Here is a 25,191-nt window from a genome sequence, read left to right on the forward strand (position 1 = left end):
GCGCGCCATGCCCATGCATGCCCTGCATGCCGAGTCGGGCGGTGCCCGTGGATCCGCTCCACCGGCACCGCCCGATTCGACCGACGGATGCGTCAGGCCGAGCGCACGCGCCTGCGCACGACGACCGCGGTGAGGCCCGCGAGCATCAGGAACAGCGCCAGAGCCAGGCCCGTGCCGTTTTCCTCCGAACCGGTCTGGGCGAGCGTGCCAGCCGCCACGATCCGGATGCTGGTCCAGCCCAGCAGCTCGCCGCCCGCCGCGAAGACGGCCAGGCGGTGCGTCCCGATCTCGGCGCTCGACGGAATCGTGACCGCGATCCGACCGAAGGCATCGAGCGTGCCCGATGCGATCTGCACCGGTGTCGAGTACATCCACACCGTTACGGGGGTGCCCGCATTCTGCGAGCCGGTGTTGATCGTCACACGCCCACCCGCCTCGGCGGCGATCGGCGCCGTGACATCACCGCTGTTGGCCTCGACCAGCTGCTCGCCGGCGAGCGGCGCACCCGATCCCGTCTGTGGAAGACCCGGGGTGCCGGGGGTGCCGGTGCCGGGGGTGCCGGTGCCGGGCGTGCCCGTTCCGGGGTCGACGACGCTCGCCGACACCGTACCGGAGTGCAGGGCGCTCGAGGTGAAGCCGTCCGCGAACCACCACGCCGCGCGGGCGAACCCGGCGACCGCCGAGGGCGCCGTGGCGAAGCCCTCGTTGTTGATGTCGGGCATGCTCGCGGGTCGCGCGACGTGCACGATCGCGGGCTGAGGGGTGCCGTTGAGCGTGATCTGCGCGGCGGTGCCCTGGCATCCGTTGTCGCAGACCGCCCACAGCACATCGAGCACGGTGTCGTAATCGAGCGCCATGACACCCGTGAGTCCCGGGTCGAGCGTCGCGACGAGCTGTGCCGTGCCGTTCGCGTTCAGGGCGAAGGCGAACACCCCGCCACCGTCCTCGACCGCGACGAAGAACAGGCCGTCACCGTGGCCGGGGTAGCGCGTCGGGTCGTACGCCGCGTTGGTCGTCGTGTCGATCAGACCCGTGAGGTCGCCGTCGGCAATCCACTCGACCGCCTCGATACCGAGGTTCGCGCCGACGCTCGGCAGCAGGGTCGTGAGGTCCCATTCCTGGGTTGCCACGACGTCGGGGCCCGGCGCGTCCGGGTCGACCTTCAGGACGACGTTCTGGTTGACGCCCTTGGCGCTGTTGTCGCGCTCGGAGGCGAGGTACACCCAGCCGGAGCCGTCGACCGTGATGCCTTCGGTGTCGGGACCCGCCGCAGAGGGGTTCGAGGCATCCCGCTGGAAGCGTGCGCGCTTGCCATCGGCCCACCCGTCGACGAACGTCGCCGAGCCGTTGGCACCGACCTCGAGCTTCCAGAACGTGCCCGTGCCATTGTCGACGGCCCAGAGGAAGGTGCCGTCCGACGTCAGCTGCGTGTCGAGTCCGGAGCTGTCCGCGAGGAACATCGGGGCCGTGTCGACGACCGTGACCGTGCCGGATCCGGGCCACTCGCCAACGGGGATGTCGCCGACGCAGATGTTCGCGGCGCCCTTCGTCGGCTCGGCTGTCGCGGCGAACGTTCCGGACACATCGGGGCAACGGCCCCACGTGGTCGCGGCGTGGTCGGGACCCCAGGTCGTGGAGTCGCGCAGCGCGTCGCCCTCGAACAGGCGGACGCTGTCGTCCTTCCCGAGGCCGAAGCCCAGCGTCTCGCCCTCGATCACGAGGTAGCCCAGGGCGGGGATGGTCGTGCCCGCCGGGATCTCGTACGCGTGGGTGTCGTCGTTGTCCTTCACGACGATTCCGCCCACATCCAGCACGGTCGAGGTCGGGTTCACAAGCTCGACCCAGTCACCGGGCTCACCGCCGTCCGATTCCACCTCGTTGATGCGGACGGGGTTGCCGCAGGCGTTCAGCAGGCCCTTGGTCGAGACGCCGAGGTCGACGAAGTCGCCGGTTCCGTCGGCGCAGCGCGCCCAGACACCCGTGGCATGCGCGGAGTAGGCGTACTCGGCGACCGTGACGTTCTGCGCGTTCCGGACGGTGACGGTGTCGCCGCCGCCCAGCCCGAACACGAAGTCGGTCGGCTGATCGAAGACGAACAGCGCACCCGGCGCGAGCGTGGTTCCGCTCGGCAGCGGTGTGGTCTCGGACGCGTGACCGATCGGGTCGCTGTCCATGACCGACCAGCCGGAGAGGTCGACCGTGGTCGCACCCATGTTGATGATCTCGATCCAGTCGGTGGCGTCACCGTTCGATTCGATCTCGTTGATCTGCACGTCGGGCAGCACGCACGAGTTCGTGGCGCCCGGCGTCGGGTAGGCGAGAACGAACGGCCCTTCCCCGTCGGGGCAGCGCGCGAGCGTCGCCGCTGCGGCGTCACCGTCGATCGCGGCGTGTCCGGACCACGGCAGCGAGTCGTCGATCAGCGCGAGTGAGGCGTCGTAGAGGCGGATGCGGTCGGCGCTGCCGATCCCGACGGCCGTGTCGAAACGGGCAACCGACCCGCCCACGAGGCCGACCGTGTCGGCCTGAACCAGGACGTATCCACCACCCGCGATCGACGTTCCCGCCGGGAACTGCCAGCGGTGATCGTCGGAGTCGTCGCGGATCTCGTAGCCCGAGATGTCGAGCGCCTCCGTGCCGGGGTTGTAGAACTCGACCCAGTCGGCCGGCTGCGAGTCGATCTCGTTGATCACGACCGAGCCGGGCGTGGGGATCGGCGCGCAGTCGTTCGCGGCGCCGGGCGTGGCGACCGTGGCCGGGGCCCAGGCATCCGTCCCGTCGGGGCAGCGCGCCCAGATGGCGAGGGGCGCGGTGTTCGCGTACGCGTAAGCGTCGACCTCGGTTCCGGATGCGTCGTACAGCACGACTTCGTCACCCTTGCCGAGCCCGAAGGGGAAGTCGGTGTCTTTGACGAGCATGACGAAGCCACCGGCGGGGATCATGGTTCCCGCGGCGAGGTCGCCGAACTCGGTGCGCTTGTCGTCGGCGACGCGCCATCCGGTCAGGTCGACCGTTGCGGTGCCCCGGTTGAAGAGCTCGATCCGGTCGGTATAGCCCGAGATCTCGTCGTAGTAGATCTCGTTGACGACCACATCGGATGCGACGGGGTCGGGGTCGGGATCGGCCGAGCCGGACGGATCGGGGTCCGGGTCCGTCGAACCGGACGGGTCGGGGTCGGGCTCCGCCGCCGCGAACGTGTTCGCCGCGCCCTTGGTCGCCTCGCTGGTGAGCGCCCATTCGCCCGCGTCGTTCACGCCCCAGGTCGTGGCGGCGTGCGACGTCCAGGTGTATTCGTCGACGAGGTTCGCAGACGCGTCGAACAGCCGCACGGAATCGCCGCCGCCGAGGCCGAAAGCGAAGTCGCCCGCGCCCGAGACGACGGCGTCGAGCACGAGGAACTCTCCCGCGGCCACGGTCGTGCCGACCGGGATCGTGTACGAATCCGCATCCGTCGAGTCCTTCACCACGTACCCGTCGAGAACGATCGGCGTGTCGCTCGGGTTGTAGAACTCGATCCAGTCACCCGGGGTACCGCCCGATGATTCGATCTCGTTGATACGGATGCCGGGTTGATCGGCGACAGCGGTGGCCGGCAGCGCGACGACGGCGGCAACGCCGAGGGCGCACGCCACCGTGGCGGCGAGCCCGGAAGACAGGCGGGGCATGAGGCTCCTGAAGATGGTGAGAACGGGTTCCGTCCACACCATCGAGGTCGCCTGGACGGTCGGGAACCGTGCGGTGTCCGCCGGGTTAACGCTCCGGGTCCCGCGGCCCATGCGGTCGATACAGGACCCCGCGGCATCCCCATCCCGTGCGCCGCCGAGCTCGCTCCTGTTAGCGTGAAGCCACGATCGGGCGGAGGTGATCAGCGGTGCGGGAGTTGTGCTCTGCCCTTCTGACGCTCGTGCTCGTCGCCGCCGGCGCCACGTCCACCCTCGAATCCGGGGCGACGATCGGTCTGGTCGTCATCGTCGTCGCGGCGGTCGCGACGCTTGCGGTGCTCGCGCACCTGGTGCGGCTCCACGCATCCGGGTCCGGCACCCGGATCGACCCGGACGGTTCGCTCGGCATCGCCACTCCCCCGGCGCAGAGCGATCCGGATGCCGCGGGCCACTCCCGCCCTCGAGCCCCGGGTATCGCGGCCTCGGCCGCGTAGCCCTCGGTTTCACGCCCCCGCCCACGGGGTTTCCTCGCCGACGTCTGTCGCGGCAACACGCCGCCCACCCAGACTCGACGATCGGAAACCTCCGTGGACCTCTTCGCCCTACCCCCTCTCGCCGCCATCCTCGACGCCGTGTATGCGGCGATGATGTGGCTGACCGACCTTCTCTCCCCCATCGCGGGCGACGCATCCGCCGCCGCGGCCATCGTGCTCGTGACGCTGCTCGTGCGCGCCGCACTGATCCCCGTCGGAATCTCGCAGGCACGAGCCGAGCAGACGCGCGCCCGCCTCGCGCCGCGCCTGCGCGAGATCCAGAAGCGCTACAAGAACGACCGCGAGCGCCAGCAGCGCGAGATGATGCGGCTCTACGCCGACGAGAACTCCTCACTGTTCGCCGGATACCTGCCGATGCTGGCCCAGGCTCCCGTGGTCGGCGTCATCTACGCGCTGTTCTTGCACACCTCGATCGCGGGCCACGCGAACGCTCTCCTCACCGAGCAACTCGCCGGTGTGCCCCTTGGCACGTCCGTGCTCGGATCGCTCGGCGCCCCCGACCCGGCGACGTGGGTCGTCTTCGGCGTCCTCGTGCTCATCGTGTGTGCTGTCGCCGAGGTCACCCGCCGGGCCTTCCGCCCGATCGCCGCCGCGGGTGCGGGTGCGGGTGCAGGTGCGGATACGGATGTCTCACCCCTGACATCCGCGGGCGCCCGACGCGTGATGGGCCTCCTGCAGTACGCAACGGCCGTCGTGCTGCTGTTCGTGCCGCTCGCCGCAGCCCTCTACCTGACGGTGACGGTCACGTGGACACTCGCGCAGCGCCTGATCCTGCGGCGCCGCTATCCCCTGCCGCCGGAGGTCCGCCGCGCGTAGCCCCGACGACGCCGGATAGCGCCGAGTGCGCCGGATCCGCGCGGCGCACAACCGGCGTGTTCGGCGGCAAGCGGCGCACTCGGCGGGAACCGGGAGTGCTATTCGTCCGTGCTCACCCAGGCGGCATCGAGATCGGGCCCGTCGGGGTCTTCTTCACCCATGCCCACGGCATCGATCGCGGGGCCGGCCTCGCCGGGCTCCACGGCGTCGTGCGGCTCGTCCGCGATCTGCTGTTCGTCTGCGGGGTCTCGCTCCTGCGACATGGTCGTTCCTCTCGATGGTCGGAGCCCGAGCGTCTCACCCGCGAGGGTGCCGCGCCCCCGGGTTGACTCGTGCCCGCGTCCGCGGTATTCCGCAACGCGCACCCCGCGCGACTAGGCCGCTGTCGCGGGCGTCGCGACGATCGTGCCCTCGACCTCGCACACGCTCGCGAGCGTGTTGTACACCGTGCCGTACCGGCGCAGGTTCTCGTGCAGCAGTTCGATGCGCCGCGGCGGCTCGTCGGTCACGATGTACAGCTCATAGTGGATGCCCGTGAACCGCGGCGGACTGTCCTGCCGATGCGCCATGACGACGACATCGACGTCTTCGTACCGGAACGGCATCAGCTTCGACGACCGTTCCACGTTCTTCAATAGGCACGCGGCGAACGCGGATGCCAGCAGGTCGGCCGGTCCCGGGAGCCCACTCGGCACCGCGACATCCCAACTTCCGTCGAAGGTGATCGTTTCCGAGCCCGCGTGCGCGACCGCGGGTCCTCCAGGCGTCGCCCCGGCATGAACCGTGTAGGTGTGCGGCGCGGATGGCCGCGGAGTCGAAACCGTCATGCCCCCAGCATCCGTTGCCCGGAACCGGCATCGCTGGGGCGAAGGTCCCGCGATCGACATCCCGGCGGGACCAACGGCCCTGCCGAAGCCGCCGGGGCGGGCAGAGGCTTGAGCACACGAGCCCTTTCGAGCGAGGAGCGCACGATGGCAAGCCACCGCAGGATTCGAATGCCGCGCGTCGGCAGCGCACACCCCACCCCGGAGAGCTGAGCGATGGCCGTTCTCGTCGCATACGCCAGCCGACACGGGTCCACGGCGGGCATCGCCGAACGGATCGCCGAGGTCCTGACGGACGCGGGCGTACCGGCCGAGGCCCGGCCCGTCTCGCGAATCGATGACCTCGATGAGTACGACGCCTTCGTCATCGGGGCCGCCGCGTACATCACGCACTGGTTGAAAGACGCGATGTCGTTCGTCGAGCATCACCGCCACCTGCTCGCGGCGCGACCGGTCTGGTTGTTCAGCAGCGGTCCCCTCGGCTCAGAATCTATCGGCGCAGACGGCAAAGATCCGCGCGAGAGCACGCGCCCGAAGGAGTTCGACGAGCTGGCCGACCTGCTGCATCCGCGCGATCAGAAGGTCTTCTTCGGCGCGTGGGACCCGGACGCTCCGCCGGTCGGAATGGCCGAACGGATGATGAAGCTCGCGCCCGCCGCGGCGAAGTCCCTGCCCGCGGGCGACTTCCGCGACTGGAACGACATCGACGCGTGGGCGACACAGATCGCCCGAGAACTCGCCGCACCCACTCGCGCGTGATAGCGCGTCACACCGATCCAGATCACAGAAAGGCACTGCCATGAGCGTCCTGTCACAGACCTACCGATTCGCCTCCGCCGCGCTCGCAGTCGGCATACTCGTCCTCGGCACCGGGACGGGCGCCGTGGCTGCGGCCCCACCGCCCGTCGCCGCGCCCACGTCGTATGCCGCCGCGACCGGCGACCTCGAGGGTCCGCAGTTCTACAGCGGCGCGACGATCGACGTTTCGGACAACGTCGACGGTGACGTCTATGCCGCGGGCCAGAGCGTCACGATCAGCGGCGACGTCACGGGCGATGTGATCGCCGCGGCGCAGACCATCACGATCACGGGCACGGTCGACGGCAACGTGCGGCTCGCGGCTCAGGACGTCACGATCAGCGGCGAAGTCGACCGCAGCGGCACCGTCTTCGCCGCCAGCGTCACGGTCACCGACACGGGATCGTTCGGCACCGACATCGTCGGAGCCGCAAACGATGTCCGCATAGGGGGCGAGGTCGGGCGCGACGCATACCTCTCCGTCGGCCACCTCAGGATCGATGGCACGGTCGGTGGCAACGTGACCTATTTCGGCGAACGCGAGGCCCAGATCGCCGACGGATCCGTCGCCGGCACCGTCGATTTCGTGCAGACGCGTCAGTCCGCTGACGTGCAGGTCTCACCCTGGGTGCTCTTCGCCGGCTGGGTGCTCGGGGTGCTGTACGCGCTCGTCGCCCTCAGCGTGGTGACGCTGTTCGCCGGGCTCCTCATCCCCCGGTGGCTGAACCGGGTGACGGATCACCTCGTTCCCTCGCCCTGGAAGGCGCTCCTCGTCGGGTTGGTGGCATCCATCGCCGTCCCCTTCGCCCTGCTGTTCCTCCTGGTCACGATCATCGGCGCCCCCCTCGCCCTGGCCCTCGGCCTGGTGTGGATCGTGCTGACACTCGCCACGTTCGTCTTCGGCGCGTACTACCTCGGACGGCTGATCCTGCGCGGCGGGCACCATCCGGTCGTCAAGGCGCTGCTCGGTGGCCTCATCCTGATCGTCGCACTCCAGATCCCGTGGCTGAACGTGCCGGTCTGGCTCGCGATGGTGTTCTTCGGCCTCGGGGCGCAGCTTCTGGAATTCTGGACGCAACGCCCGTGGCACGCGAAGAGCGAAACGGATGCGTCGGCGACGGCACACTCGGACGCGGTCGAAACGCCGGAACCGGATACGGCACCGGCACCCGCCCCGGAGACGGTGGAACCGACCCCCTAGGCCGTGTTGCTATACGCATCTCGGTGGCTCACGGGTGATTCTGGATGTCGTGTCGCGTGATGTGATCTCTGACGAGGCGTGGGCAGTGATCGGGCCGCTGTCCCCGACGGTGAAGGCCACGGGCCGTCCGCCGGTGGACCGGCGCACGGTGGTCGAGGCGACGGCGTGGCGGTTCCGCATCGGGGCGCCGTGGCGGGACGTGCCGGAGCGGTTCGGGAACGGGAACACGATCTACAAGAACTTCAACCGGTGGGCTGAGCAGGGCGTGTGGGCGCAGGTACTGGAGAAGACGCAAGCGCTCGCGCAGCAGTTCGGGAACGTGGACTGGGTTGCGTCGATCGACTCCACGATCGTGCGAGTGCATCAACACGGCGCGACCCTTCCCCGCACCACAGGGGGCACCGTCGAACTACAAGAAGTTCGGTGACGAGCCACCGGATCATTCGATCGGTCGCGCCCGCGGCGGGTTGACGACGAAGAACCACCTGGTCTGCGACGGGAAGGACCGCGCCGACCAGATCGCGCATCGTCGCAAGAAGCCCGGGCGGCCGATCGACTTCAGTGCCGGACAACGAGAGCGCTACAGGGGCCGCAATGTCGTCGAGCGGTGCTTCAACAAGCTCAAGCAGTGGCGGGGGATTGCGATGCGCTCAGACAAGACCGCCCGCAATTACCACGCCGGCCTCTGTCTAGCCGCCACGATGCAGTGGGTCGACCCCGTCCTGGCGGGGCTCGCTACGCCGTGATCGAGGGGAAGATCCACTCGCGTGACTGGGCCTCACGGCGGGGGCGGTACAGGCGAACCATGTAGTTCCACCCTTCGGGCGTCGGGATGGCGTTGGGTTCGTCGCCGTCGCCGAAGCGAACGGTCACCGAACCATCAGCGTTCGGCGCTGCCGTGACGCTGTTGACGCTGACGACACCGCGATCGTTCTGGCTCATGTAGCCGGCAGGGTTGTACACGGTGATGGACCAGAACGCATCGACCGGGACGTCTCGCACTGTGAGTTCGTAGTGCCCGACGGGAAGCTTCGGCTCGACGTTCAGGTAGATGGCTTCGTGTTCAGGGAATCCGCCCCATGCGGACGCGGACCCCAGTAGGTGCCGGATTGGGTCGACCTCGCCCTCCTTGCCGAACGCGTTCCGGAAGTCGGGGAGCCCTTTCGAGAGCGCCAGGAGGTGTCCCCGGGTGTCATTGAACGACTCCTCGTCGTATGCGGGATGAGTGAACGGGACCGCAGAGTTCGCCTGGATTGCGAACCGGTCCTGGAGCGCGTTCACGGCTTCCACATCCGCCGCATCGTCCGGGTTGACGAGCGTGCGGACTGCGATCGTCACGTAGTCGGTGCCGCAGTTCTCCCGCGACAGGGCGTGATCACCGGCGGCGTGGATGATGAACGGCACGAAGTGGTCCTGGCTGATCACCATGGCCGACACGTAACGATCGCCGCTCTCGGGGACGGTGAGCGTTGCCCCCTTCGACACGTCCACGACCGCGGCGCTGTACAACGTGTCGCGGTTTTGCCGAATGACGGGCTGATGATCAAGCGGCGTCGGCACGCGGTTGTGCGCCCACGCATTGATCGCGCCGGTGTCCTTCAAGACAAAATCGAACATGCGGTCAGTCTCCGCGCGGACGAAGTTCTCGACGGTAACAGGCTCGGTCGATGTCATGCCGCGAGCCTATCCGCCCGCCCCGCCGCGAACCCGCACCGAACACGACGAGCCACGCCAGCGCGCCACCTCGCCAAACGTTTGGCAACACGTCCTCGGCCGGACCCGCAAGGTCCGCGCTCGTCTCGCCGCGAGCGCGGACCTTCGCGTTACCCGGTCGGATCAGGATGCGGGACGCCTATTCTGGAGAGCGACGTGACGGCACGTGTCGCCGTCGCAGCTGCGACCGGAAACGATCCGTGCGGATGATCGAAGGGCCCCTGTGAACATCACGCTGCTTCGACGGTTCGTGGCCGTCGCATCCGAAGACCTGCACTTCCCGCGCGCCGCGAAGACTCTCGACATCCCCCTCGCATCGCTCTACACGTCGATCGACAAGCTCGAGGTGGAGGTCGGGCATCCGCTCTTCACGCGCAACAAGGCCGGATGGACGCTCACCCCGGCGGGAAAGCTCCTGCTCATCGAGGCGAAGCACCAGATCGCGCACGCACCCGCACCCGCGGCGAAACAGGTCGCGCCAGCCGGCGGCAAGGCGAAGGCGTCGAAGGGCAAGGGGCGCGCCCCCGTCGTGAAGGGCGAGCCGAAGCCGTTCAAGAAGCGCCAGGGCCGCTAGCCCGCAAGCGACGAAGCGAACCCGGCGAAAACTACCGTTCGACGACCCGCCCGGCCTCGACGCGCCAGTGCCGGTCTGTCTGCACCGTCTCGAGCATCCGTCGGTCGTGGGTGACGAGCAGAAGTGTGCCCGTGTAGGACTCCAGCGCCTGCTCGAGCTGCTCGATCGCCGGCAGGTCGAGGTGGTTCGTGGGCTCGTCCAGCACGAGCACGTTCACACCCTGCGCCTGCAGCAGCGCGAGCGCCGCACGGGTCCGCTCTCCGGGCGACAGCTCATCCACCGGGCGCCCCACGTGGTCGGCCTTCAGGCCGAACTTGGCGAGCAGGGTGCGCACCTCGGCCGAGGCGAGCGCGGGAACGAACCCCTCGAACACGGATGCGAGGGGTCCGGGTCCGATCAGCTGCGACCGCGCCTGGTCGATCTCTCCGATCTGCACGTTCGCGCCCAGGCTCGCCGACCCCTCATCGGGCGACTGCTTGCCCAGCAGCGCCCGCAGCAGCGTCGACTTTCCGGCACCGTTGGGCCCGGTGATCCCGATGCGCTCCCCCGCGTTGACCTGGAGCGACACCGGTCCGAGCGCGAACGAGCCCTGCCGGAACACCGCGGAGCTCAGTGTCGAGACCACCGAGCTCGATCTCGGCGCCTCCCCGATCGTGAACGCGAGCTGCCATTCCTTGCGGGGCTCTTCGACCTCGTCGAGACGCGCGATACGGCTCTCCATCTGACGCACCTTCTGCGCCTGCTTCTCGCTCGACTCGGTGGCGGCCTTGCGCCGGATCTTGTCGTTGTCGGGCGACTTCTTCATCGCGTTGCGCACGCCCTGGCTCGACCACTCCCGCTGGGTGCGAGCGCGCGCGACGAGGTCGGCCTTCTTGTCGGCGAACTCGTCGTACTTCTCTCGCGCGTGACGCCGCGCGGTCGCGCGTTCCTCGAGATACGAGTCGTATCCGCCGCCGAAAACGCGGTTCGAGGACTGGGCCAGGTCGAGTTCGAGCACGCGCGTGACGCATCGCGCGAGGAATTCCCGATCGTGGCTCACCAGCACGACGCCGCCGCGGAGCCCGCGGACGAACGCCTCCAGCCTTTCGAGCCCGTCGAGGTCGAGATCGTTCGTGGGCTCGTCGAGCAGCACGATGTCGAACCGCGAGAGGAGGAGCGCTGCGAGGCCGACGCGTGCGGCCTGCCCGCCGGAGAGGGACGTCATGTCGGCGTGCTCGGCGCCGACACCGCCGAGATCGAGGCCGAGGTCGGCGAGCACCACCGGAATCCGCTCGTCGAGGTCCGCGTCACCGCTCGCCAGCCAGCGGTCCAACGCCGCAGAGTAGACATCGGCCGGGTCGGCACCGGTGCCGCTCATGTCCCTGGGATCGCCGAGCGCTGTGGCCGCGGCATCCATCGCCGCCGTCGCCTCGGCGCACCCGGTTCGTCGTCCGATGTAGTCCGCGACGCTCTCGCCCGGAATGCGTTCGTGCTCCTGCGGCAGCCACCCGACGAAGGCGTCGGCCGGCGCCAGCGAGACGCTGCCGGCCTGGGGCTCGTCGATCCCGGCGAGCAGCCGCAGCAGCGTCGACTTGCCGGCCCCGTTCGCGCCGACGACACCGACCACATCACCGGGGGCGACGGTCAGATCGAGGTCGTCGAAGAGCGTGCGGTGGCCGTAGCCGCCGGCGAGCGCACGGGCCACCAGTGTTGCGGTCATGGTTCGATCTTGTCACCCGGTCGGGACGTCCCCGCACCGTGGGCGTTCCGTCGCGACGCGGACGCATCTCGCGCAGTGGATGGCCCGAACAGACCGCGCCTGAGCGCGGGCGTCAGTCCCAGTCGAGGTAGTCCTCGATGGCCCAGGATGTGGCGCCGACATGGGTTGCGGGGAACATGTGGCCGCCGCCCTCGATGGGCACGACGCTGACGAGGCCGGGTGCGGTCGCCTGCAGCGTCTCGCCGTTGAGCGGCGGGGTGACCTCGTCCTCGGTCCCCTGCACCACGAGCACGGGCAGCCCGTCCGCGAGCGGGGGCGCCATGTCGGCCGACTCGACGCCGAGCAGGAGGACACCGTTCACCCGCGCGTGGTGGTCGAGCGACACCCGGCGGGCGATCGAACCGCCGAAGGCGTGGCCACCGACCCAGGCGTCGTCGATACCGAGGTGGTCCATGACATCCACGACGTCCTGTGCGAAGTCACGGAACGACGGGGCCACGGCGTCCGTATCGTCCGCGGCTGCCCGCAACCCGATCCGAACGACGCGGAAGTCCTCTTGTGAGACCGAGTGCGCCAGCGAACCCAACATGTCGATGTCGGATGCCCGACCGGGCACCAGCACGAGGGCAGGGCCCTCCCCCTCGGCGGCGTACGGGATCGCGCGTCCATCGGGCTCGAAGATCTGGGTCTCGGTCATGGTCGTTGCTCCTCTACGTCCAACTCCCCAGAATATCGCGGAGAGCGGCGGCGAACGGTCCCGCGGCCGGTGGGCGTCAGCGCCGGTGGCGGATACCGAAGAGGAAGTAGGCGGCGGGGCCGATCCAGTTGACCAGGATGACCGGGATCCAGACGGGCTTCGGGCCGACCACGTCCTTCTCGTTGCGCCAGGCCAGGTCCCAGAAGGCGAGGAACGCGAAGGCCAGCTGAACGACGCCGACCACGGCGAGCCCCACCTTTGCTCCCACGGAAATGGCCTTGGCCTCAGCGAGAACCTTGGCGCCTTGGGATAGAACTTCCTCGGTCTTGGCCATTTCGATCTCCTTCGATGACGCGGTCGTCGTGGGTGTGTTCCACCGTAGTCCGCTGACCCCGCCCTCTGAGTGGAAGAGTTCGCGAACTCGGCTCAGACGCCGGTCTCTGCGGGGAGGCGGCCGGATGCGACGGCTTTACGCAGCAGCTCGAAGTCGGCCTCGGCTACATCGGCGTAGGCGGCCGACCACGTCGCCGTCGCCTCGGCGAATTCGTCTGATCCGCCGAGGTACCCCACGATCGCGGCCGAGGCCGGGGACTGCCCGTGCGCCCGAGCCAGGAGCGCGGCGCACAGCGCACCGTACGAGCGGAATTGATCGGCGTCGAGCGAGTCCGGCTCGATCGATCCTTTCATGTCGCGGAACTGCCGCCAGTAGTAGTCCACCCGGTACCGGTCCGCGACGTCGCCCGCCCAGCCCCGCATCCACCCGACGAAGAGGTCGGAGTTGGCCTGCAGGATCCGCTGGGCGGCGACGACACGGTGGCCCTCGATGAACTCCGTCACGCCGGGGCGACCCGGGATGAGCGAGCGCCGGCCCCCGTACGTCGACAGGACCGACGGCGGGGCCTCCTTGGCCTGCAGGAACAGGATGTCGCCGGTGGGGCCCTCGACCGCGATCAGGTAACAGCGCGTGCCGACGCTGCCGACACCGACGACCCGCAGGGCGAAGTCGACCACGCGGTACTGCTCCAGCAGGAACGCGATGTCCTCGCGCAGGGTGGCCCGGTATTGGGTGAAGAGGTCTGTGACCTCACCCAACGTCGCATGATCGACGTGGCGCAGGACGGGAGGCTGGTCGACGATGCGGATGCCGCCGTCCACCGAGATCGTCGTCAGGCGCTGCAGGAGCCGCTCCGACGTGCGCGCACGGGCTTTCTTCGCCGCTTTCCGGACCGTCCGCTCGCCTTTCTCCCCGAGGTGACGCGCGACCGCGGACATGTCGACCCGGGTGTAGTACCGCTCCCGCGTGGAGAGTCGACAATACTCACGCAACGTCTCGCGGTACGCGTCGGCCGCGGCGAAGGCGGCCGCGCGGCATGAGTCCTCGCTCAAGCCGATGTCGCGCCCGCTGATGTGCACGCTCGCGGTGAGCCGGCGCACGTCCCACTCCCACGGCGCGACGCCGCCTTCGTCGAAGTCGTTGAGGTCGAACACGAGCGCGCGTTCGGGCGAGGCGAAGAAACCGAAGTTCGAGATGTGGGCGTCGCCGCAGGAGACGACCTCGAGGTCGGTGGTGGGGGCACCGCGCAGGTCGGCGGCCATGACCGCCGCCGTGCCCCGATAGAACGCGAACGGCGATTGCAGCAGCCGTCCCACTCGCACGGGCACGAGATCCTTCAGTCTCGATGCATGCTGTTCATCGAGGATGGCGAGCGGATCCCGGTCGACGGGGAGGACGAGTTCGGCCAGGCCTCGTCGCGGCAGGCGCCCACGCACCCGGCGCCCGGCTTCGTACGCGGGTGACCGTCGCTCGCCGTTGCTCATGTCGCAGGCTACCGCGTGAGGGCGAGCGGCAGGAGTGGAAAGCCATATCCGCCGTTGCCACTCACCGCGGTGAAACTGACGGAAAGCGGCGGCGAGGGCGTCAGCTTCAGTTATTGAAGCGGAACTCCACGACGTCGCCGTCCTGCATCACGTAGTCCTTGCCCTCGAGCCGCGCCTTGCCCTTCGCACGGGCCTCGAGCACCGAGCCGGTCGCAACCAGGTCGTCGAACGAGATGACCTCGGCCTTGATGAAGCCCTTCTCGAAATCGGTGTGGATGACACCGGCCGCCTGCGGGGCCTTCCAGCCCTTGCCGATCGTCCAGGCGCGTGATTCCTTCGGCCCCGCCGTCAGGTACGTCTGCAGGCCGAGCGTGTCGAAGCCGATGCGGGCGAGCTGGTCAATGCCCGACTCATCCTGACCCGTCGAGGCCAGCAGCTCCGCCGCGTCCTCGGGGTCGAGGCCGATCAGTTCGGACTCGATCTTCGCGTCGAGGAAGACGGCGCGGGCCGGGGCGACGAGGGCTTCGAGTTCGGCGAGGCGTGCGGCATCCGTCAGCACAGCCTCGTCGACGTTGAAGACGTAGATGTACGGCTTCGATGTCATCAGCCCGAGTTCCTTGATCGCCGCGAGGTCGAGGCCCGAGTGCGAAAGCAGGACGCCGCGTTCCAGAGCGTCCTTCGCCGCGACCGCCGCTTCGAGCACGGCCGGGTCGGCCTTCTTGCCCTTGACCTCTTTCTCGAGGCGCGGAATCGCCTTCTCGAGCGTCTGCAGATCGGCGAGCATGAGCTCGGCGTTGATCGTCTCGAGGTCGTTCTTCGGGTTGACGGCGCCCTCGACGTGCACGACGTCGTCGTCGGTGAAGCCGCGCACGACCTGCGCGATCGCGTCGGCCTCACGGATGTTCGCGAGGAACTGGTTGCCCAGGCCCTCCCCCTCGCTCGCGCCGCGGACGATGCCGGCGATGTCGACGAACGACACCGTCGCGGGCAGGATCCGCTCGCTGCCGAAGATCTCGGCGAGCTTGGTCAGCCGCGGGTCGGGAAGGTTCACGACCCCGACGTTCGGCTCGATCGTCGCGAACGGGTAGTTCGCCGCGAGCACGTCGTTCTGGGTCAGGGCGTTGAAGAGGGTGGACTTGCCGACGTTGGGCAGGCCGACGATGCCGATAGTGAGAGCCACGGGCATCGAGTCTACGGCGGTGCGCCGGGCGCTTCCTCCGGGCGCTCTGCGTCAGGCGCCGCGAACGGCCCGGAACGCGTGCGTCACGTACGGCATCTCGATCGATCCGTCGGCGGCGGGTGACGGGTGCGCGGCGATGTGCGCGAGGACCTGCCGTTCGATGCGGGCGCGGTCGGCCGGCTCGGCCGTGATGACGTAGCTCCGGGAGCGCACCATCTCGAGGAGGGTCTCGCGCGACATCCGTCGCGACCACGCCCGCTCGCGGCGCTCGAGCCCCGCGAACGGCGCGGCGACCCGGGGACCGCCGTCGGCGATGAGCTGCTCGGCGTTGCTGCCGTGCATGATCTCGGTCAGCCGCGCGACCCACGGCACGCCCTCGTCGCGGATGTTCCAGATCAGGCCGAGCACGCCGCCGGGTCGAAGCACACGGCCGATCTCGGTGGACCCTGCGCCGGGATCGACCCAGTGCCACGCCTGGCCGAGCACGACGGCGTCGACGGATGCATCGGGCAGAGGCATCCGTTCCGCCGTGCCCTCGACGGTCCGCACCTCCGAGAGTCCGGCGCGGAGCTGCTCGAGCATCGCAGGATCGGGATCGATCGCCACGACCTCGGCGCCCGTCGCGAGCACGGCGCGGGTGAGCTTGCCGGTCCCGGCGCCCACATCCGCGACCTCGAGCGGCGTGCGCGATTCGACGGGTTCGAGCATCCACTCCACCGCTTCGGCGGGGTACTCGGGGCGCCCGGCCTCGTAGGTAGCGGCGGCCCGCCCGAACGACGTCGACATCTGTTCGCGATCGGTCATGGGGCGAGCCTACGTGGGGCTGCTTGGGGCATCGGCGACCCGCGCTGTCGCACCGGGACGGACTCGACCAGCGGACATCCGGAAGGAGCTACCGAGCCCGGAGCGTCCCACGGCGCCGCACCGGCGCTCACGCGCCCCATCGCACCTTCGTGGTGTTCGCCCGCCTCTCGCTATCCCGCTGGCCACGCGACAGACGACCACGCCGGGTCTGCCCGCCGAACACGGCGCGCCTCCCCCGCCGTCGCCTCCGGCCGCGCGAGGGTGGGGTCGTGCCCCTGGATTTCACCGCCATCGACTTCGAGACGGCCAATTCCAGCCCCGCATCCGCCTGCGCCGTCGGTCTGGTGCGCGTCCGCGCCGGCCGCGTGGTCGCGAAAGCCGGGTGGCTGATCCGGCCGCCCGCAGGCCACGACGAGTTCAACCCGTTCAACACCCGGATCCACGGCATCCGCGTCGAGGATGTCGCGGGCGCTGCCGGGTGGACCCACCAGCTCGACGCCCTGTGCGCCTTCGCCGGTGCCGACGTGCTCGTCGCCCATAACGCCGGGTTCGACATGAACGTGCTGCGCCGGGCTTGCGCCGCGACGGGCGACGAATGCCCGCCGTACCGCTACCTGTGCACGCTGCAGCTGGCGCGCAAGTCGTACGTGCTGGACTCCTATCGGCTGCCGCTGGCCGCGGCCGAGGCCGGCTTCACGGACTTCGCCCACCACGACGCGACGGCAGACGCCGAGGCCTGTGCGCACATCGTCATCGACACCGCGCGGCGATCCGGAGCAACGGATGTTTCACACCTGGCCGAGCTGGCGGGCATCAAGGTCGGACGACTCGAGGCAGCGGGCCCGGCCCCCGTCTCGGCCGGGCCGACGTTCGCGCCTATGGCGCTCCAAGCCGCCGTCGCCTGAGCGGGCCCGGCCGATGTCGCACCCCCCTGCGACGATGAGCCCATGGACATCCTGATCCTTCCTCTGGCTCTCGCGGCACTCGTCATCGGCGCCCTCGTCGGGTGGCTCGCGCGTGGGTCTCGCTCGCAGACCGATCTGGCAGCGCTTCGTGCCCGCGCCACGGGCGCCGAGTCGCTCGTCGCGGGTTTGCGCGAGCAACTCCAACTGCAGCGCGGGGCCGATGCCGAGCGTGCCGAGCGGGAACGACGCGACCAGGCCGTGCTGCGCGCCCTCGCGCCCGTGCAGGACTCGCTCGATCGGATGCAGCGGCAGGTGACCGACCTCGAGCGCGAACGCGGGGCCCAGTACGGCGCGATCGCGGCTCAGCTGCGCCAGTCGCTCGAGTCGGACGAGCAACTGCGGCGCACGACCGAGTCCCTGGCTGGTGCGCTCCGCTCCAACGGCACTCGCGGCGTCTGGGGCGAAACGGCGCTCCGCCGCGTCGTCGAGGCCGCCGGCCTCACCCGACACGTCGACTTCACGATCCAGACCTCGGTGACGACGGATGCCGGAACCGGCCGACCCGACATGGTGATCCGCCTCCCCGGGGGCGCGTCGGTGCCGGTCGACGCGAAGGTTCCGCTCGATGCGTACCTCGAGGCATCCGCGATCCCGATCACCGCGATCGGCGAGCAGGCCGAACGACGTCAGGCGCTCCTGCAGCGACATGTGCGAGCCGTGCGCGCGCACGTCGACGCGCTCGCGAAGAAGGCCTACTGGACGGGCGTCGAGTCGAGCCCCGAATTCGTCATCTGTTTCATCCCGAACGAGTCGTTGCTCGCGACGGCGCTCGACGAAGACCCGACGCTGCTCGACTACGCGTTCTCGCGCCGGGTCGCCCTGGCGTCCCCGGTCAACCTCTGGGCCGTGCTCAAGACGGTCGCATTCTCGTGGACGCAACAGGATGTCTCGGCCGAAGCCAAGCGACTGTTCGAGCTCGGGTCGACCCTGTATCAGCGCCTCGGCGCGCTTGCCGGTCACGCCGACTCGCTGCGCCGCGCGATCGAGCGCACCGTCGAGAGCTACAACAAGTTCGCCGGCTCGCTCGAGACGCGCGTCCTGGCAACGGCACGTCAGTTCCCGGGGATCGACGACACGCGGCTGCTGCCCGAAGCGTCAGCGATCACGACGTCTCCGCGATCGCTGACGGCGGCAGAACTCGTGGAGTCGATCGCGGACGACGATGCCTACGACCACGACCACGACGCGTCCGGCACCGAGGAACCGACCGACGAGTGGTACGACGGTGTGTCGGACGGATCATCCGCGGCCGACGCTCCTGAGCCCGAGGCCGGGATCCTGGCCGCGAACACCGCTGCCCCCGGAATCACCCCTCCGATCGCCCTCGCCGACGTCGGCGAGCTACGGGATCGGCTCAGGACCCTCCGCCGGGAATGAGGCTCATGAGGGCCACGACCGTGCCCGAGACGACGACAAAGGCGCCGATCAACCACCAGGGGCTCACCTCGTGCCCCTCTTCGCGGCGGACACGAAGCAGGACGTCCTGGCGGCGGGCGGGGTCGATGGCGTCGGCGACGACGGCCTGCGCCCCGGTTACGGGATGCGCACCCGTGTGAGCGCTCTGTGAAGTCATGCGGAACCGTCCCGTGTTTGCTGTGGATCGACCACCGTCAACGCTGACTGGCACGCCCCATTCTGCCAGACCGTCCCGTGAAGGCATGGTGACGCCGCGCGCCGTTACGCAAACGTGCGGAACCATCCGGCGCCCACCGCTGCGCTGAAAAGGCCGTGCGTAGACCGCTCAGAGATCCGCGTCCCAGAGGATCAGAGCGTCAGCAGATCAGAGCCACTTGGACGTCAGGTGCTCCGAGGTGATGCGACGCAGCGTTCCGGAACGGCCGCGCAGGACGACGCTCTCGCTGTAGATGAAGTCGCCCTCGCGCCGCACCCCGGCGACGAGCTGACCGTCCGTCACGCCCGTCGCGACGAAGATCGTGTTGTCGCCGGTGACGAGCTCGTTGGCCTCGTAGACATAGCCGTCGGTCCTCAGACCGGCGTCCGCGCCCTTCTGCTTCTCGACGTCGTCGCGCGGCCACAGTCGCCCCTGGATGTGCCCGCCGAGCGCCTTGATGGCGCACGCCGTGACGATCCCCTCCGGGCTGCCGCCGATGCCGACGCACATGTCCGTGCGCGCGTTGTGGCGCGCGGCGTTGATACCGCCCGCGACATCGCCGTCCGACATCAGTCGCGTGCCCGCACCCGCGGCACGGATATCCGCGATGAGCTGCTCGTGACGCGGGCGATTCAGTACCGACACGACCATTTCGTCGATGGGCTTGCCGAGCGCCTTCGACAACAGCCGGATGTTCTCGCCGACGGGCAGACGGATGTCGACCACGCCGACGCCGGCGGGGCCAGTGACGAGCTTGTCCATGTAGAAGACCGACGAAGCATCCAGCATCGTTCCGCGGTCCGAGACGGCGATGACCGACAGGGCATTCTGGCGACCGGCGGCGGTGAGAGACGTGCCGTCGATCGGGTCGACGGCGACGTCGCACTGGGGCCCCCGGCCGTTGCCGACCCTCTCGCCGTTGAACAGCATGGGCGCCTCGTCCTTCTCGCCCTCGCCGATGACGATCACGCCGTCGAAGTTCACCGTCGTGAAGAACGCCCGCATGGCATCGACCGCCGCGGCGTCGGCGGCGAGCTTGTCGCCGCGTCCGATGAATGGCACCGCCCGGATGGAAGCCGCTTCGGTCGCACGAACGAGTTCGAGTGCGAGGTTTCGATCGGGATGAAGCGGGCTCATGTCGCCGGTGATGCTGACCATGTCGTCAGCCTAACGACACCCCTCCGCCCCCGAACCGGGTTTCGCCGGCCCCGACGGCGAAGGAATCGCGCTTCTTTCCGATGCGGCAAACGGAGTCGGCGCGACGCCCGCACCCGGTGGCTCACGCGGCGCGCTTCGCTAGAGTGAACACGCACCCTCCCGATCTGTGAGAGCCGCACACTCCCGATTCCTAAGGAGCACCTCGATGCCCGTCGCCACCCCCGAGCAGTACGCCGACATGTTGGATCGAGCGAAGGCCGGAGGCTTCGCATACCCCGCCATCAACGTCTCGAGTTCGCAGACGATCAACGCCGTCCTGCAGGGCCTGACCGAGGCCGGGTCCGACGGCATCCTCCAGGTCACCACGGGCGGTGCGGACTACTTCGCCGGCCAGACCGTCAAGGCCCGCGCGACGGGCGCTCTCGCGTTCGCCCGCTTCGTCCACGAGGTCGCCAAGAGCTACCCGATCACGGTCGCGCTGCACACCGACCACTGCCCGAAGGAAGCCCTTCCCGGTTTCGTCCTGCCCCTGATCGAAGCCTCCGAAGAAGAGGTCAAGGCCGGGCGCAACCCGATCTTCCAGTCCCACATGTGGGACGGCTCGGCCGTGCCGCTCGACGAGAACATCGAGATCGCCGCGGAGCTGCTGCCCCGCATGAAGAACATCAACGCGATCCTCGAGGTCGAGATCGGCGTCGTCGGCGGCGAAGAGGACGGCGTCAAGCACGAGGGATCGAACGAGGCCCTCTACACGACCGTCGCCGATGTGACCAAGGCCGTCGAGGCCCTCGGCCTCGGCGAGAACGGCCGTTACATCGCCGCTCTGACCTTCGGCAACGTGCACGGCGTCTACAAGCCGGGCAACGTCAAGCTTCGTCCCGAGCTGCTCGGCGAGATCCAGGCGGGCATCGCGGCGAAGTTCGGCACCGGACCCAAGCCGCTCGACCTCGTCTTCCACGGCGGATCGGGCTCGACGTCGGAAGAGATCGCGCTCGCGGTGTCGAACGGTGTCATCAAGATGAACATCGACACCGACACGCAGTACGCGTTCACGCGCTCCGTCGCGGGCTTCATGTTCAGCAACTACGACGGTGTCCTGAAGGTCGACGGCGAGGTCGGAAACAAGAAGGTCTACGACCCCCGCGCCTGGGGCAAGGTCGCCGAGACGGCGATGGCCGCGCGCGTCGTCGAGGCGACGCAGCAGCTCGGTTCCGCGGGCAAGTCGCAGGGCTGATTCAGCACCACCAGCATCACGGATGCCTCGACCCGGCGCTCGTCCGAGAGCAGGGGTCGGGGCATCCGTCGTTCTACGCGGGTGGGCGGAAGTCGTCGAGCAGTCCCGGCGCGCCCTCGGGCACATCGACGACGACGATCTCGTCCCCTGGACGCACGACGCCCCCGCGCACGACGCGCAGGTAAGGACCCAGACGGCGCTCTGCGGCGAACCGCTTGACCCAGCCCCGCTCGTCGGCTCCGCCGAGCCACCGAGCGAACGTCTGGCAGGGGGTCCGCGGCATCGTCACGGCGACCTCGACGCGCTCGCCGATGCGCCAGACCTCGCCGATGCGCGCCGCGTTGACGTCGATCCCCTCGGTGCGCAGGTTCTCGCCGAACCATCCCGGCGGCAGCTCGCGGTCAAGCTCCCGTTCCCAGTGCGCAGCGTCTTCCTGCGCGTAGGCGTACAGCGCCTTGTCGAGCCCGCCGTGGTGCTTGCGATTGACCTGCACGTCACCGCGCACGCCGAAGGGGCCGACCTTCGCGCCGCGCGCGACCGGTCGCTTGTCGATGGCCGTCACGCCCGCACTGCCCGCCTCGGGCAGCAGTTGATGAACGACGCAGACAGCGAGAAGGCGAGCCATCCGCCCATCGTATGGAAACCATCCACCGATGTCCCGAATGCTCAACGATGCGGCACCCTCAACCGAGCCGAAATGGGACACCCCTGCAGACCCTGTCCCACTTTTCAGCTGTATGCCGCCCTGTTACCGAGAGAAAGTGGGACACACACCCCAGAAAGTGGGACATCGAGTCGCCGGGGTGGGGCCTCGAGGGGGGTCAGCCGACTCAGCGGACCGAGCCGACCAGGGCGTTCCAGATCGTCGGGTCACTGAACAGCGGCACCATCAGCAGCACGCTCGTGATGAGGGTGAAGACGACACCACCGACGAGCGGAATCCACCAGGTGATGCGGCCCCGTCGCAGATTCAGCCACGTCAGCGTGGCGGTCAGCAACCACCCGAGGCCGAGGACGAATGCGGCGGCGAGACCCCATCCGCGCCCGCCGCCCGCGAACTCTGCATCGACACCCATGACGCCCAGCACCGTGTTGGCGTACGTCGCGTAGTTCGTGAACGCGGGGATCGACGTCAGAACGTTGAACAGTCCGTAGCCGAGCAGACCGAACGTCACGACCCGGTCGATCATGTTCGGGCGACCGACCGGGCGCGCGGGACCGGATGCCGAGGGCACGACGGGCGGCGGAGCACCCGGCTGCAGCGGCGGCGGTGCCGGGTGCTGCGCCGGGCCGACCGTTCCATACGGTGGGGCGGGCGGAACCGGTGCGGCCGGGGCATCCAGCGACTGGCCGGACGACAGGGCTGCGGTGGCATCCGGTTGCTGGATGCGCGCGCGCTGCTCTTCGGGCGTGGCGTATTCGCCGTACGCCGGACGCGCGGGACGGTCGGGCACGGGGGTGCTCACGCGGTGGCCCCCCGGCCGCCGAGCGCGCGCTCATCGCGCTGGCCCGACGAATCGTGGCGCAGCTCTTTGGGGAGCGAGAAGATCAGGTCCTCTTCGGCCGTCTTCACCTGTTCGACGTCGCGGTACCCCGCGCCCGCCAGATCGGCGAGCACCTGGTCGACGAGGACTTCGGGGACGGATGCGCCGCTCGTGACGCCGACCGTCTCGACGCCGTCGAACCATTCCTGGCGCATCTCGTCCGCGTAGTCCACGCGGTAGGCGGCCTTCGCGCCGTGTTCGAGGGCGACCTCGACCAGGCGCACGCTGTTGGAGGAGTTGGCCGAACCCACGACGATCACGAGGTCCGCGCCGCGCGCGACCTTCTTGATCGCGACCTGGCGGTTCTGCGTGGCGTAGCAGATGTCGTCCGAGGGCGGGTCCTGCAGCTGCGGGAAGCGGGTGCGCAGGCGCCGGACGGTTTCCATCGTCTCGTCGACCGAGAGCGTCGTCTGCGAGAGCCACACGACCTTGGACGGGTCGCGCACCTCGATCGTGTCCGCCTCTTCCGGCGACCCGACGAGCGTCACGTGTTCGGGCGCTTCGCCCGCGGTGCCCTCCACCTCTTCGTGGCCCTCGTGGCCGATCAGCAGGATCTCGAAGTCGTCACGGGCGAAGCGCACGGCCTCGCGGTGCACCTTGGTGACGAGGGGGCACGTCGCGTCGATCGCCTGCAGGCCCCGATCGGCGGCCGCGGACACGACGGCGGGCGAGACCCCGTGTGCGCTGAAGACGATGTGAGCGCCCGGGGGAACCTCATCGACCTCATCGACGAAGATCGCGCCCTGGGATTCCAACTCGGTGACGACGTGGACGTTGTGGACGATCTGCTTGCGCACGTACACGGGGGCGCCGAAGCGCTCGAGAGCCTTCTCGACCGCGATCACGGCTCTATCCACACCCGCGCAGTATCCACGGGGTGCGGCCAGCAGCACCCTCTTGTGTCCTTCGACCGGGATATCCTGAAGACGCCCCGCGCGGCCCGGTACTCGGGGCAGGGGCATGCGGACGACGGGGGTGCTCACTCCTCGATTCTACGGGGGCCATCCTGCGCCCCGGCCGGGAGGACCCAGATGACGGACGCTTCGACACCGCTCGGCGGAACCGCGATGACGCCGCTCGGCGGGACGGGACCGGCATTCGCGCCGCCAGGCGGCCCCGTGCATCCGCGCGACTCGAGCCCCGACCATCCGTGCTCCGTCGCCGCGCTCGGCACGGTCGTGCGCGACTACGTCGCCAAACTCGGCTCGCCCTGGATCGAGGGCGAGGTGACGGAGTGGAACGTCCGCAACGTCGGCACGTTCGCCCGCCTGCGCGACCTCGAGGGCGACGCCATGATCTCGCTCACCATCTGGTCCCGCGTGCGCGATCGACTGCCGAAGGACATCAAGCCGGGCGACCACATCATCGTGTGCGCCAAACCCGAGTATCGCGTCAAGTCCGGTGACCTGTCGTACAACGTCTCGTCGGCCCGGCACGTGGGCCTCGGTGATCTGCTCGAGAACCTCGAGCGCCTGCGGTCGAAGCTTCGCGCCGAGGGACTGTTCGATCCCGAGCGAAAACGTCGACTGCCCTTCCTGCCGCATCTGGTCGGGCTCATCACGGCGAAGAATTCGGATGCCGAGAAAGACGTGCTGCGTAACGCCGAGCTGCGCTGGCCCCATGTGAACTTCCGGGTCGAGCACGCGACGGTGCAGGGCGACCAGTGCGTCCCCTCCGTGCTGGCGGCACTGCGCAGACTCGACGACGACCCGGCCGTCGACGTGATCGTGATCGCGCGCGGCGGTGGTGACTTCCAGGACTTGCTCGGCTTCAGCGACGAGCGGCTGCTGCGCGCCGTCGCCGAAGCGCGAACCCCCGTCGTGAGCGCCATCGGGCACGACGCGGATCGTCCGCTGCTCGACGAGGTGGCGGACCTGCGCGCCTCCACTCCGACCGACGCGGCCAAACGCATCGTCCCCGATGTCGCCGAACAGATCGCCATCGTCCGTCAGGTCCGAGGCCGCCTCGCCGCGCGCCTCGCCCAGAAGCTGCACCACGAGGGCGTGCACCTCGAGCAGCTCCGCTCACGCCCCGTGCTCCGCCACCCCGAACGGATGCTGCACGACCGGGCGTCCTCGATCGAACAGCACATCGCCCGCGGTCGCGCGGCAACGACCCGGGCACTCGCCCGTGGCACGACCGACGTGGCGGAGCTGCGCGCCGGGCTCCGCGCTCTCAGCCCTCAGCACACCCTCGATCGTGGATACGCGATCGTCGAGGTCGCGGGTGAGATCGTTCGCGATGCGGCGAGCGCACCGAAGGGCGCTGAGGCCCGGGTCACCGTGGCCCGCGGCCGGTTCGCCGCGACCTCGCGGGGCGAGGTGGAGGCGTGAGCGCG

At 69.3% G+C, this 25,191-nt stretch carries 24 protein-coding genes and 1 pseudogene; 10 read left to right on the top strand and 15 right to left on the bottom strand.

Going from position 1 to position 25,191, the window contains the following annotated elements; all coding sequences use genetic code 11:
* Positions 1-92: 92 nt before the first annotated feature.
* Entirely contained in the window at positions 93-3,665 is a 3,573-nt protein-coding gene (locus tag CGU35_RS10020; protein WP_198519560.1) for a lamin tail domain-containing protein, read from the bottom strand.
* A gap of 215 nt (positions 3,666-3,880) precedes the next feature.
* Here CGU35_RS10020 and CGU35_RS10025 point away from each other — a divergent pair, with 215 nt between their 5' ends.
* Together CGU35_RS10025 and CGU35_RS10030 are read left to right on the top strand one after the other, a co-directional pair.
* Complete coding sequence (locus tag CGU35_RS10025) at positions 3,881-4,156, top strand: DUF6412 domain-containing protein (protein WP_157813933.1); 276 nt, start codon at positions 3,881-3,883, stop codon at positions 4,154-4,156.
* Positions 4,157-4,249: 93 nt separating this feature from the next.
* A complete protein-coding gene (locus CGU35_RS10030) occupies positions 4,250-5,032 on the top strand; it encodes a YidC/Oxa1 family membrane protein insertase (protein WP_100811444.1) in 783 nt (260 codons plus the stop codon).
* Between the two features lie 98 nt (positions 5,033-5,130).
* On the opposite strand, the gene CGU35_RS18140 is transcribed toward CGU35_RS10030, so the two are convergent.
* Entirely contained in the window at positions 5,131-5,295 is a 165-nt protein-coding gene (locus CGU35_RS18140) for a hypothetical protein (RefSeq protein WP_157813934.1), read from the bottom strand.
* Between the two features lie 111 nt (positions 5,296-5,406).
* Complete coding sequence (locus tag CGU35_RS10035; protein WP_157813935.1) at positions 5,407-5,859, bottom strand: OsmC family protein; 453 nt, start codon at positions 5,857-5,859, stop codon at positions 5,407-5,409.
* 213 nt (positions 5,860-6,072) lie between these two features.
* Here CGU35_RS10035 and CGU35_RS10040 point away from each other — a divergent pair, with 213 nt between their 5' ends.
* From CGU35_RS10040 to CGU35_RS10050, 3 genes and pseudogenes are all read left to right on the top strand, one after another.
* Positions 6,073-6,615: a flavodoxin domain-containing protein gene (locus CGU35_RS10040; RefSeq protein ID WP_100811446.1), complete on the top strand. Its 543-nt coding sequence runs from the start codon at positions 6,073-6,075 to the stop codon at positions 6,613-6,615.
* 40 nt (positions 6,616-6,655) lie between these two features.
* The gene (locus CGU35_RS10045) at positions 6,656-7,855 is read left to right on the top strand and encodes a polymer-forming cytoskeletal protein (protein WP_100811447.1); all 1,200 of its coding nucleotides are present in this window, start codon (positions 6,656-6,658) and stop codon (positions 7,853-7,855) included.
* 49 nt (positions 7,856-7,904) lie between these two features.
* Positions 7,905-8,601: pseudogene (locus CGU35_RS10050) on the top strand (IS5 family transposase).
* On the opposite strand, the gene CGU35_RS10055 reads toward CGU35_RS10050, so the two are convergent.
* Positions 8,591-9,529 carry a DUF1214 domain-containing protein gene (locus tag CGU35_RS10055; RefSeq protein WP_100811448.1) on the bottom strand — a complete coding sequence of 313 codons (939 nt, stop codon included), beginning with the start codon at positions 9,527-9,529 and terminating at the stop codon, positions 8,591-8,593. The pseudogene CGU35_RS10050 and the gene CGU35_RS10055 sit on opposite strands and share 11 nt — an antisense overlap.
* 262 nt (positions 9,530-9,791) lie before the next feature.
* On the opposite strand from CGU35_RS10055, the gene CGU35_RS10060 reads away from it, so the two are divergent.
* The gene (locus CGU35_RS10060; RefSeq protein WP_100811449.1) at positions 9,792-10,142 is read left to right on the top strand and encodes a LysR family transcriptional regulator; all 351 of its coding nucleotides are present in this window, start codon (positions 9,792-9,794) and stop codon (positions 10,140-10,142) included.
* 31 nt (positions 10,143-10,173) lie between these two features.
* Here the strand turns inward: CGU35_RS10060 and CGU35_RS10065 are convergent, their stop codons facing one another.
* The 6 genes from CGU35_RS10065 to CGU35_RS10090 all read right to left on the bottom strand — a co-directional run bounded on the left by CGU35_RS10065 (position 10,174) and on the right by CGU35_RS10090 (position 16,340).
* A complete protein-coding gene (locus CGU35_RS10065; RefSeq protein WP_100811450.1) occupies positions 10,174-11,841 on the bottom strand; it encodes an ABC-F family ATP-binding cassette domain-containing protein in 1,668 nt (555 codons plus the stop codon).
* A gap of 112 nt (positions 11,842-11,953) precedes the next feature.
* Complete coding sequence (locus CGU35_RS10070) at positions 11,954-12,538, bottom strand: alpha/beta fold hydrolase (RefSeq protein ID WP_100811451.1); 585 nt, start codon at positions 12,536-12,538, stop codon at positions 11,954-11,956.
* Positions 12,539-12,614: 76 nt separating this feature from the next.
* Positions 12,615-12,872, bottom strand: a complete 258-nt coding sequence (locus tag CGU35_RS10075) for a PLDc N-terminal domain-containing protein (RefSeq protein WP_100811452.1) — start codon at positions 12,870-12,872, stop codon at positions 12,615-12,617.
* Between the two features lie 92 nt (positions 12,873-12,964).
* Positions 12,965-14,356 (bottom strand): DUF2252 domain-containing protein, encoded by a 1,392-nt coding sequence (locus CGU35_RS10080; RefSeq protein WP_100811453.1) that lies wholly within the window; start codon positions 14,354-14,356, stop codon positions 12,965-12,967.
* 106 nt (positions 14,357-14,462) lie between these two features.
* Positions 14,463-15,536: a redox-regulated ATPase YchF gene (gene ychF, locus CGU35_RS10085; RefSeq protein WP_100811661.1), complete on the bottom strand. Its 1,074-nt coding sequence runs from the start codon at positions 15,534-15,536 to the stop codon at positions 14,463-14,465.
* A 51-nt stretch (positions 15,537-15,587) separates the two neighbouring features.
* Positions 15,588-16,340, bottom strand: coding sequence for a class I SAM-dependent methyltransferase (locus CGU35_RS10090; RefSeq protein WP_100811454.1), 753 nt, complete (start codon positions 16,338-16,340; stop codon positions 15,588-15,590).
* A 269-nt stretch (positions 16,341-16,609) separates the two neighbouring features.
* Here CGU35_RS10090 and CGU35_RS10095 point away from each other — a divergent pair, with 269 nt between their 5' ends.
* A complete protein-coding gene (locus CGU35_RS10095) occupies positions 16,610-17,245 on the top strand; it encodes a 3'-5' exonuclease (protein ID WP_100811455.1) in 636 nt (211 codons plus the stop codon).
* Positions 17,246-17,287: 42 nt separating this feature from the next.
* Complete coding sequence (locus tag CGU35_RS10100) at positions 17,288-18,682, top strand: DNA recombination protein RmuC (RefSeq protein WP_100811456.1); 1,395 nt, start codon at positions 17,288-17,290, stop codon at positions 18,680-18,682.
* Here CGU35_RS10100 and CGU35_RS10105 read toward each other — a convergent pair.
* Both CGU35_RS10105 and glpX read right to left on the bottom strand, forming a co-directional pair.
* Positions 18,660-18,878, bottom strand: coding sequence for a UDP-N-acetylmuramyl pentapeptide phosphotransferase (locus CGU35_RS10105; RefSeq protein WP_100811457.1), 219 nt, complete (start codon positions 18,876-18,878; stop codon positions 18,660-18,662). The genes CGU35_RS10100 and CGU35_RS10105 overlap by 23 nt on opposite strands.
* A 207-nt stretch (positions 18,879-19,085) precedes the next feature.
* Positions 19,086-20,075: a class II fructose-bisphosphatase gene (gene glpX, locus CGU35_RS10110; protein WP_100811458.1), complete on the bottom strand. Its 990-nt coding sequence runs from the start codon at positions 20,073-20,075 to the stop codon at positions 19,086-19,088.
* 205 nt (positions 20,076-20,280) lie between these two features.
* Here glpX and fbaA point away from each other — a divergent pair, with 205 nt between their 5' ends.
* Complete coding sequence (gene fbaA, locus CGU35_RS10115) at positions 20,281-21,309, top strand: class II fructose-bisphosphate aldolase (protein ID WP_100811459.1); 1,029 nt, start codon at positions 20,281-20,283, stop codon at positions 21,307-21,309.
* A gap of 73 nt (positions 21,310-21,382) precedes the next feature.
* Here fbaA and CGU35_RS10120 read toward each other — a convergent pair whose 3' ends face one another.
* From CGU35_RS10120 to CGU35_RS10130, 3 genes are all read right to left on the bottom strand, one after another.
* On the bottom strand, positions 21,383-21,934 hold the full coding sequence (locus tag CGU35_RS10120) for an MOSC domain-containing protein (protein ID WP_100811460.1): 552 nt from the start codon (positions 21,932-21,934) through the stop codon (positions 21,383-21,385).
* A gap of 205 nt (positions 21,935-22,139) precedes the next feature.
* Positions 22,140-22,775 (bottom strand): DUF6264 family protein, encoded by a 636-nt coding sequence (locus CGU35_RS10125; protein WP_232711255.1) that lies wholly within the window; start codon positions 22,773-22,775, stop codon positions 22,140-22,142.
* Entirely contained in the window at positions 22,772-23,815 is a 1,044-nt protein-coding gene (locus tag CGU35_RS10130) for a 4-hydroxy-3-methylbut-2-enyl diphosphate reductase (RefSeq protein ID WP_100811663.1), read from the bottom strand. The genes CGU35_RS10125 and CGU35_RS10130 overlap by 4 nt, the downstream gene beginning before the upstream one ends.
* Positions 23,816-23,884: 69 nt before the next feature.
* On the opposite strand from CGU35_RS10130, the gene xseA reads away from it, so the two are divergent.
* Positions 23,885-25,186, top strand: a complete 1,302-nt coding sequence (xseA, locus tag CGU35_RS10135; protein ID WP_232711256.1) for an exodeoxyribonuclease VII large subunit — start codon at positions 23,885-23,887, stop codon at positions 25,184-25,186.
* Positions 25,187-25,191: the final 5 nt, after the last annotated feature.

The sequence above is a fragment of the Microbacterium sp. BR1 genome (genome assembly GCF_002812725.1).
Classification (GTDB): Bacteria; Actinomycetota; Actinomycetes; order Actinomycetales; family Microbacteriaceae; genus Microbacterium.

Excerpts from the sequence above, each read along its gene's own strand:
- CGU35_RS10020 (WP_198519560.1), bottom strand. The coding sequence starts at position 3,665 with ATGCCCCGCCTGTCTTCCGGGCTCGCCGCCACGGTGGCGTGCGCCCTC.
- CGU35_RS18140 (WP_157813934.1), bottom strand. The coding sequence starts at position 5,295 with ATGTCGCAGGAGCGAGACCCCGCAGACGAACAGCAGATCGCGGACGAG.
- CGU35_RS10035 (WP_157813935.1), bottom strand. The coding sequence starts at position 5,859 with ATGACGGTTTCGACTCCGCGGCCATCCGCGCCGCACACCTACACGGTT.
- CGU35_RS10040 (WP_100811446.1), top strand. The coding sequence starts at position 6,073 with ATGGCCGTTCTCGTCGCATACGCCAGCCGACACGGGTCCACGGCGGGC.
- CGU35_RS10045 (WP_100811447.1), top strand. The coding sequence starts at position 6,656 with ATGAGCGTCCTGTCACAGACCTACCGATTCGCCTCCGCCGCGCTCGCA.
- CGU35_RS10055 (WP_100811448.1), bottom strand. The coding sequence starts at position 9,529 with ATGACATCGACCGAGCCTGTTACCGTCGAGAACTTCGTCCGCGCGGAG.
- CGU35_RS10065 (WP_100811450.1), bottom strand. The coding sequence starts at position 11,841 with ATGACCGCAACACTGGTGGCCCGTGCGCTCGCCGGCGGCTACGGCCAC.
- CGU35_RS10070 (WP_100811451.1), bottom strand. The coding sequence starts at position 12,538 with ATGACCGAGACCCAGATCTTCGAGCCCGATGGACGCGCGATCCCGTAC.
- CGU35_RS10075 (WP_100811452.1), bottom strand. The coding sequence starts at position 12,872 with ATGGCCAAGACCGAGGAAGTTCTATCCCAAGGCGCCAAGGTTCTCGCT.
- CGU35_RS10080 (WP_100811453.1), bottom strand. The coding sequence starts at position 14,356 with ATGAGCAACGGCGAGCGACGGTCACCCGCGTACGAAGCCGGGCGCCGG.
- CGU35_RS10090 (WP_100811454.1), bottom strand. The coding sequence starts at position 16,340 with ATGACCGATCGCGAACAGATGTCGACGTCGTTCGGGCGGGCCGCCGCT.
- CGU35_RS10100 (WP_100811456.1), top strand. The coding sequence starts at position 17,288 with ATGGACATCCTGATCCTTCCTCTGGCTCTCGCGGCACTCGTCATCGGC.
- CGU35_RS10105 (WP_100811457.1), bottom strand. The coding sequence starts at position 18,878 with ATGACTTCACAGAGCGCTCACACGGGTGCGCATCCCGTAACCGGGGCG.
- glpX (WP_100811458.1), bottom strand. The coding sequence starts at position 20,075 with ATGGTCAGCATCACCGGCGACATGAGCCCGCTTCATCCCGATCGAAAC.
- fbaA (WP_100811459.1), top strand. The coding sequence starts at position 20,281 with ATGCCCGTCGCCACCCCCGAGCAGTACGCCGACATGTTGGATCGAGCG.
- CGU35_RS10120 (WP_100811460.1), bottom strand. The coding sequence starts at position 21,934 with ATGGCTCGCCTTCTCGCTGTCTGCGTCGTTCATCAACTGCTGCCCGAG.
- CGU35_RS10130 (WP_100811663.1), bottom strand. The coding sequence starts at position 23,815 with ATGCCCCTGCCCCGAGTACCGGGCCGCGCGGGGCGTCTTCAGGATATC.
- xseA (WP_232711256.1), top strand. The coding sequence starts at position 23,885 with ATGACGGACGCTTCGACACCGCTCGGCGGAACCGCGATGACGCCGCTC.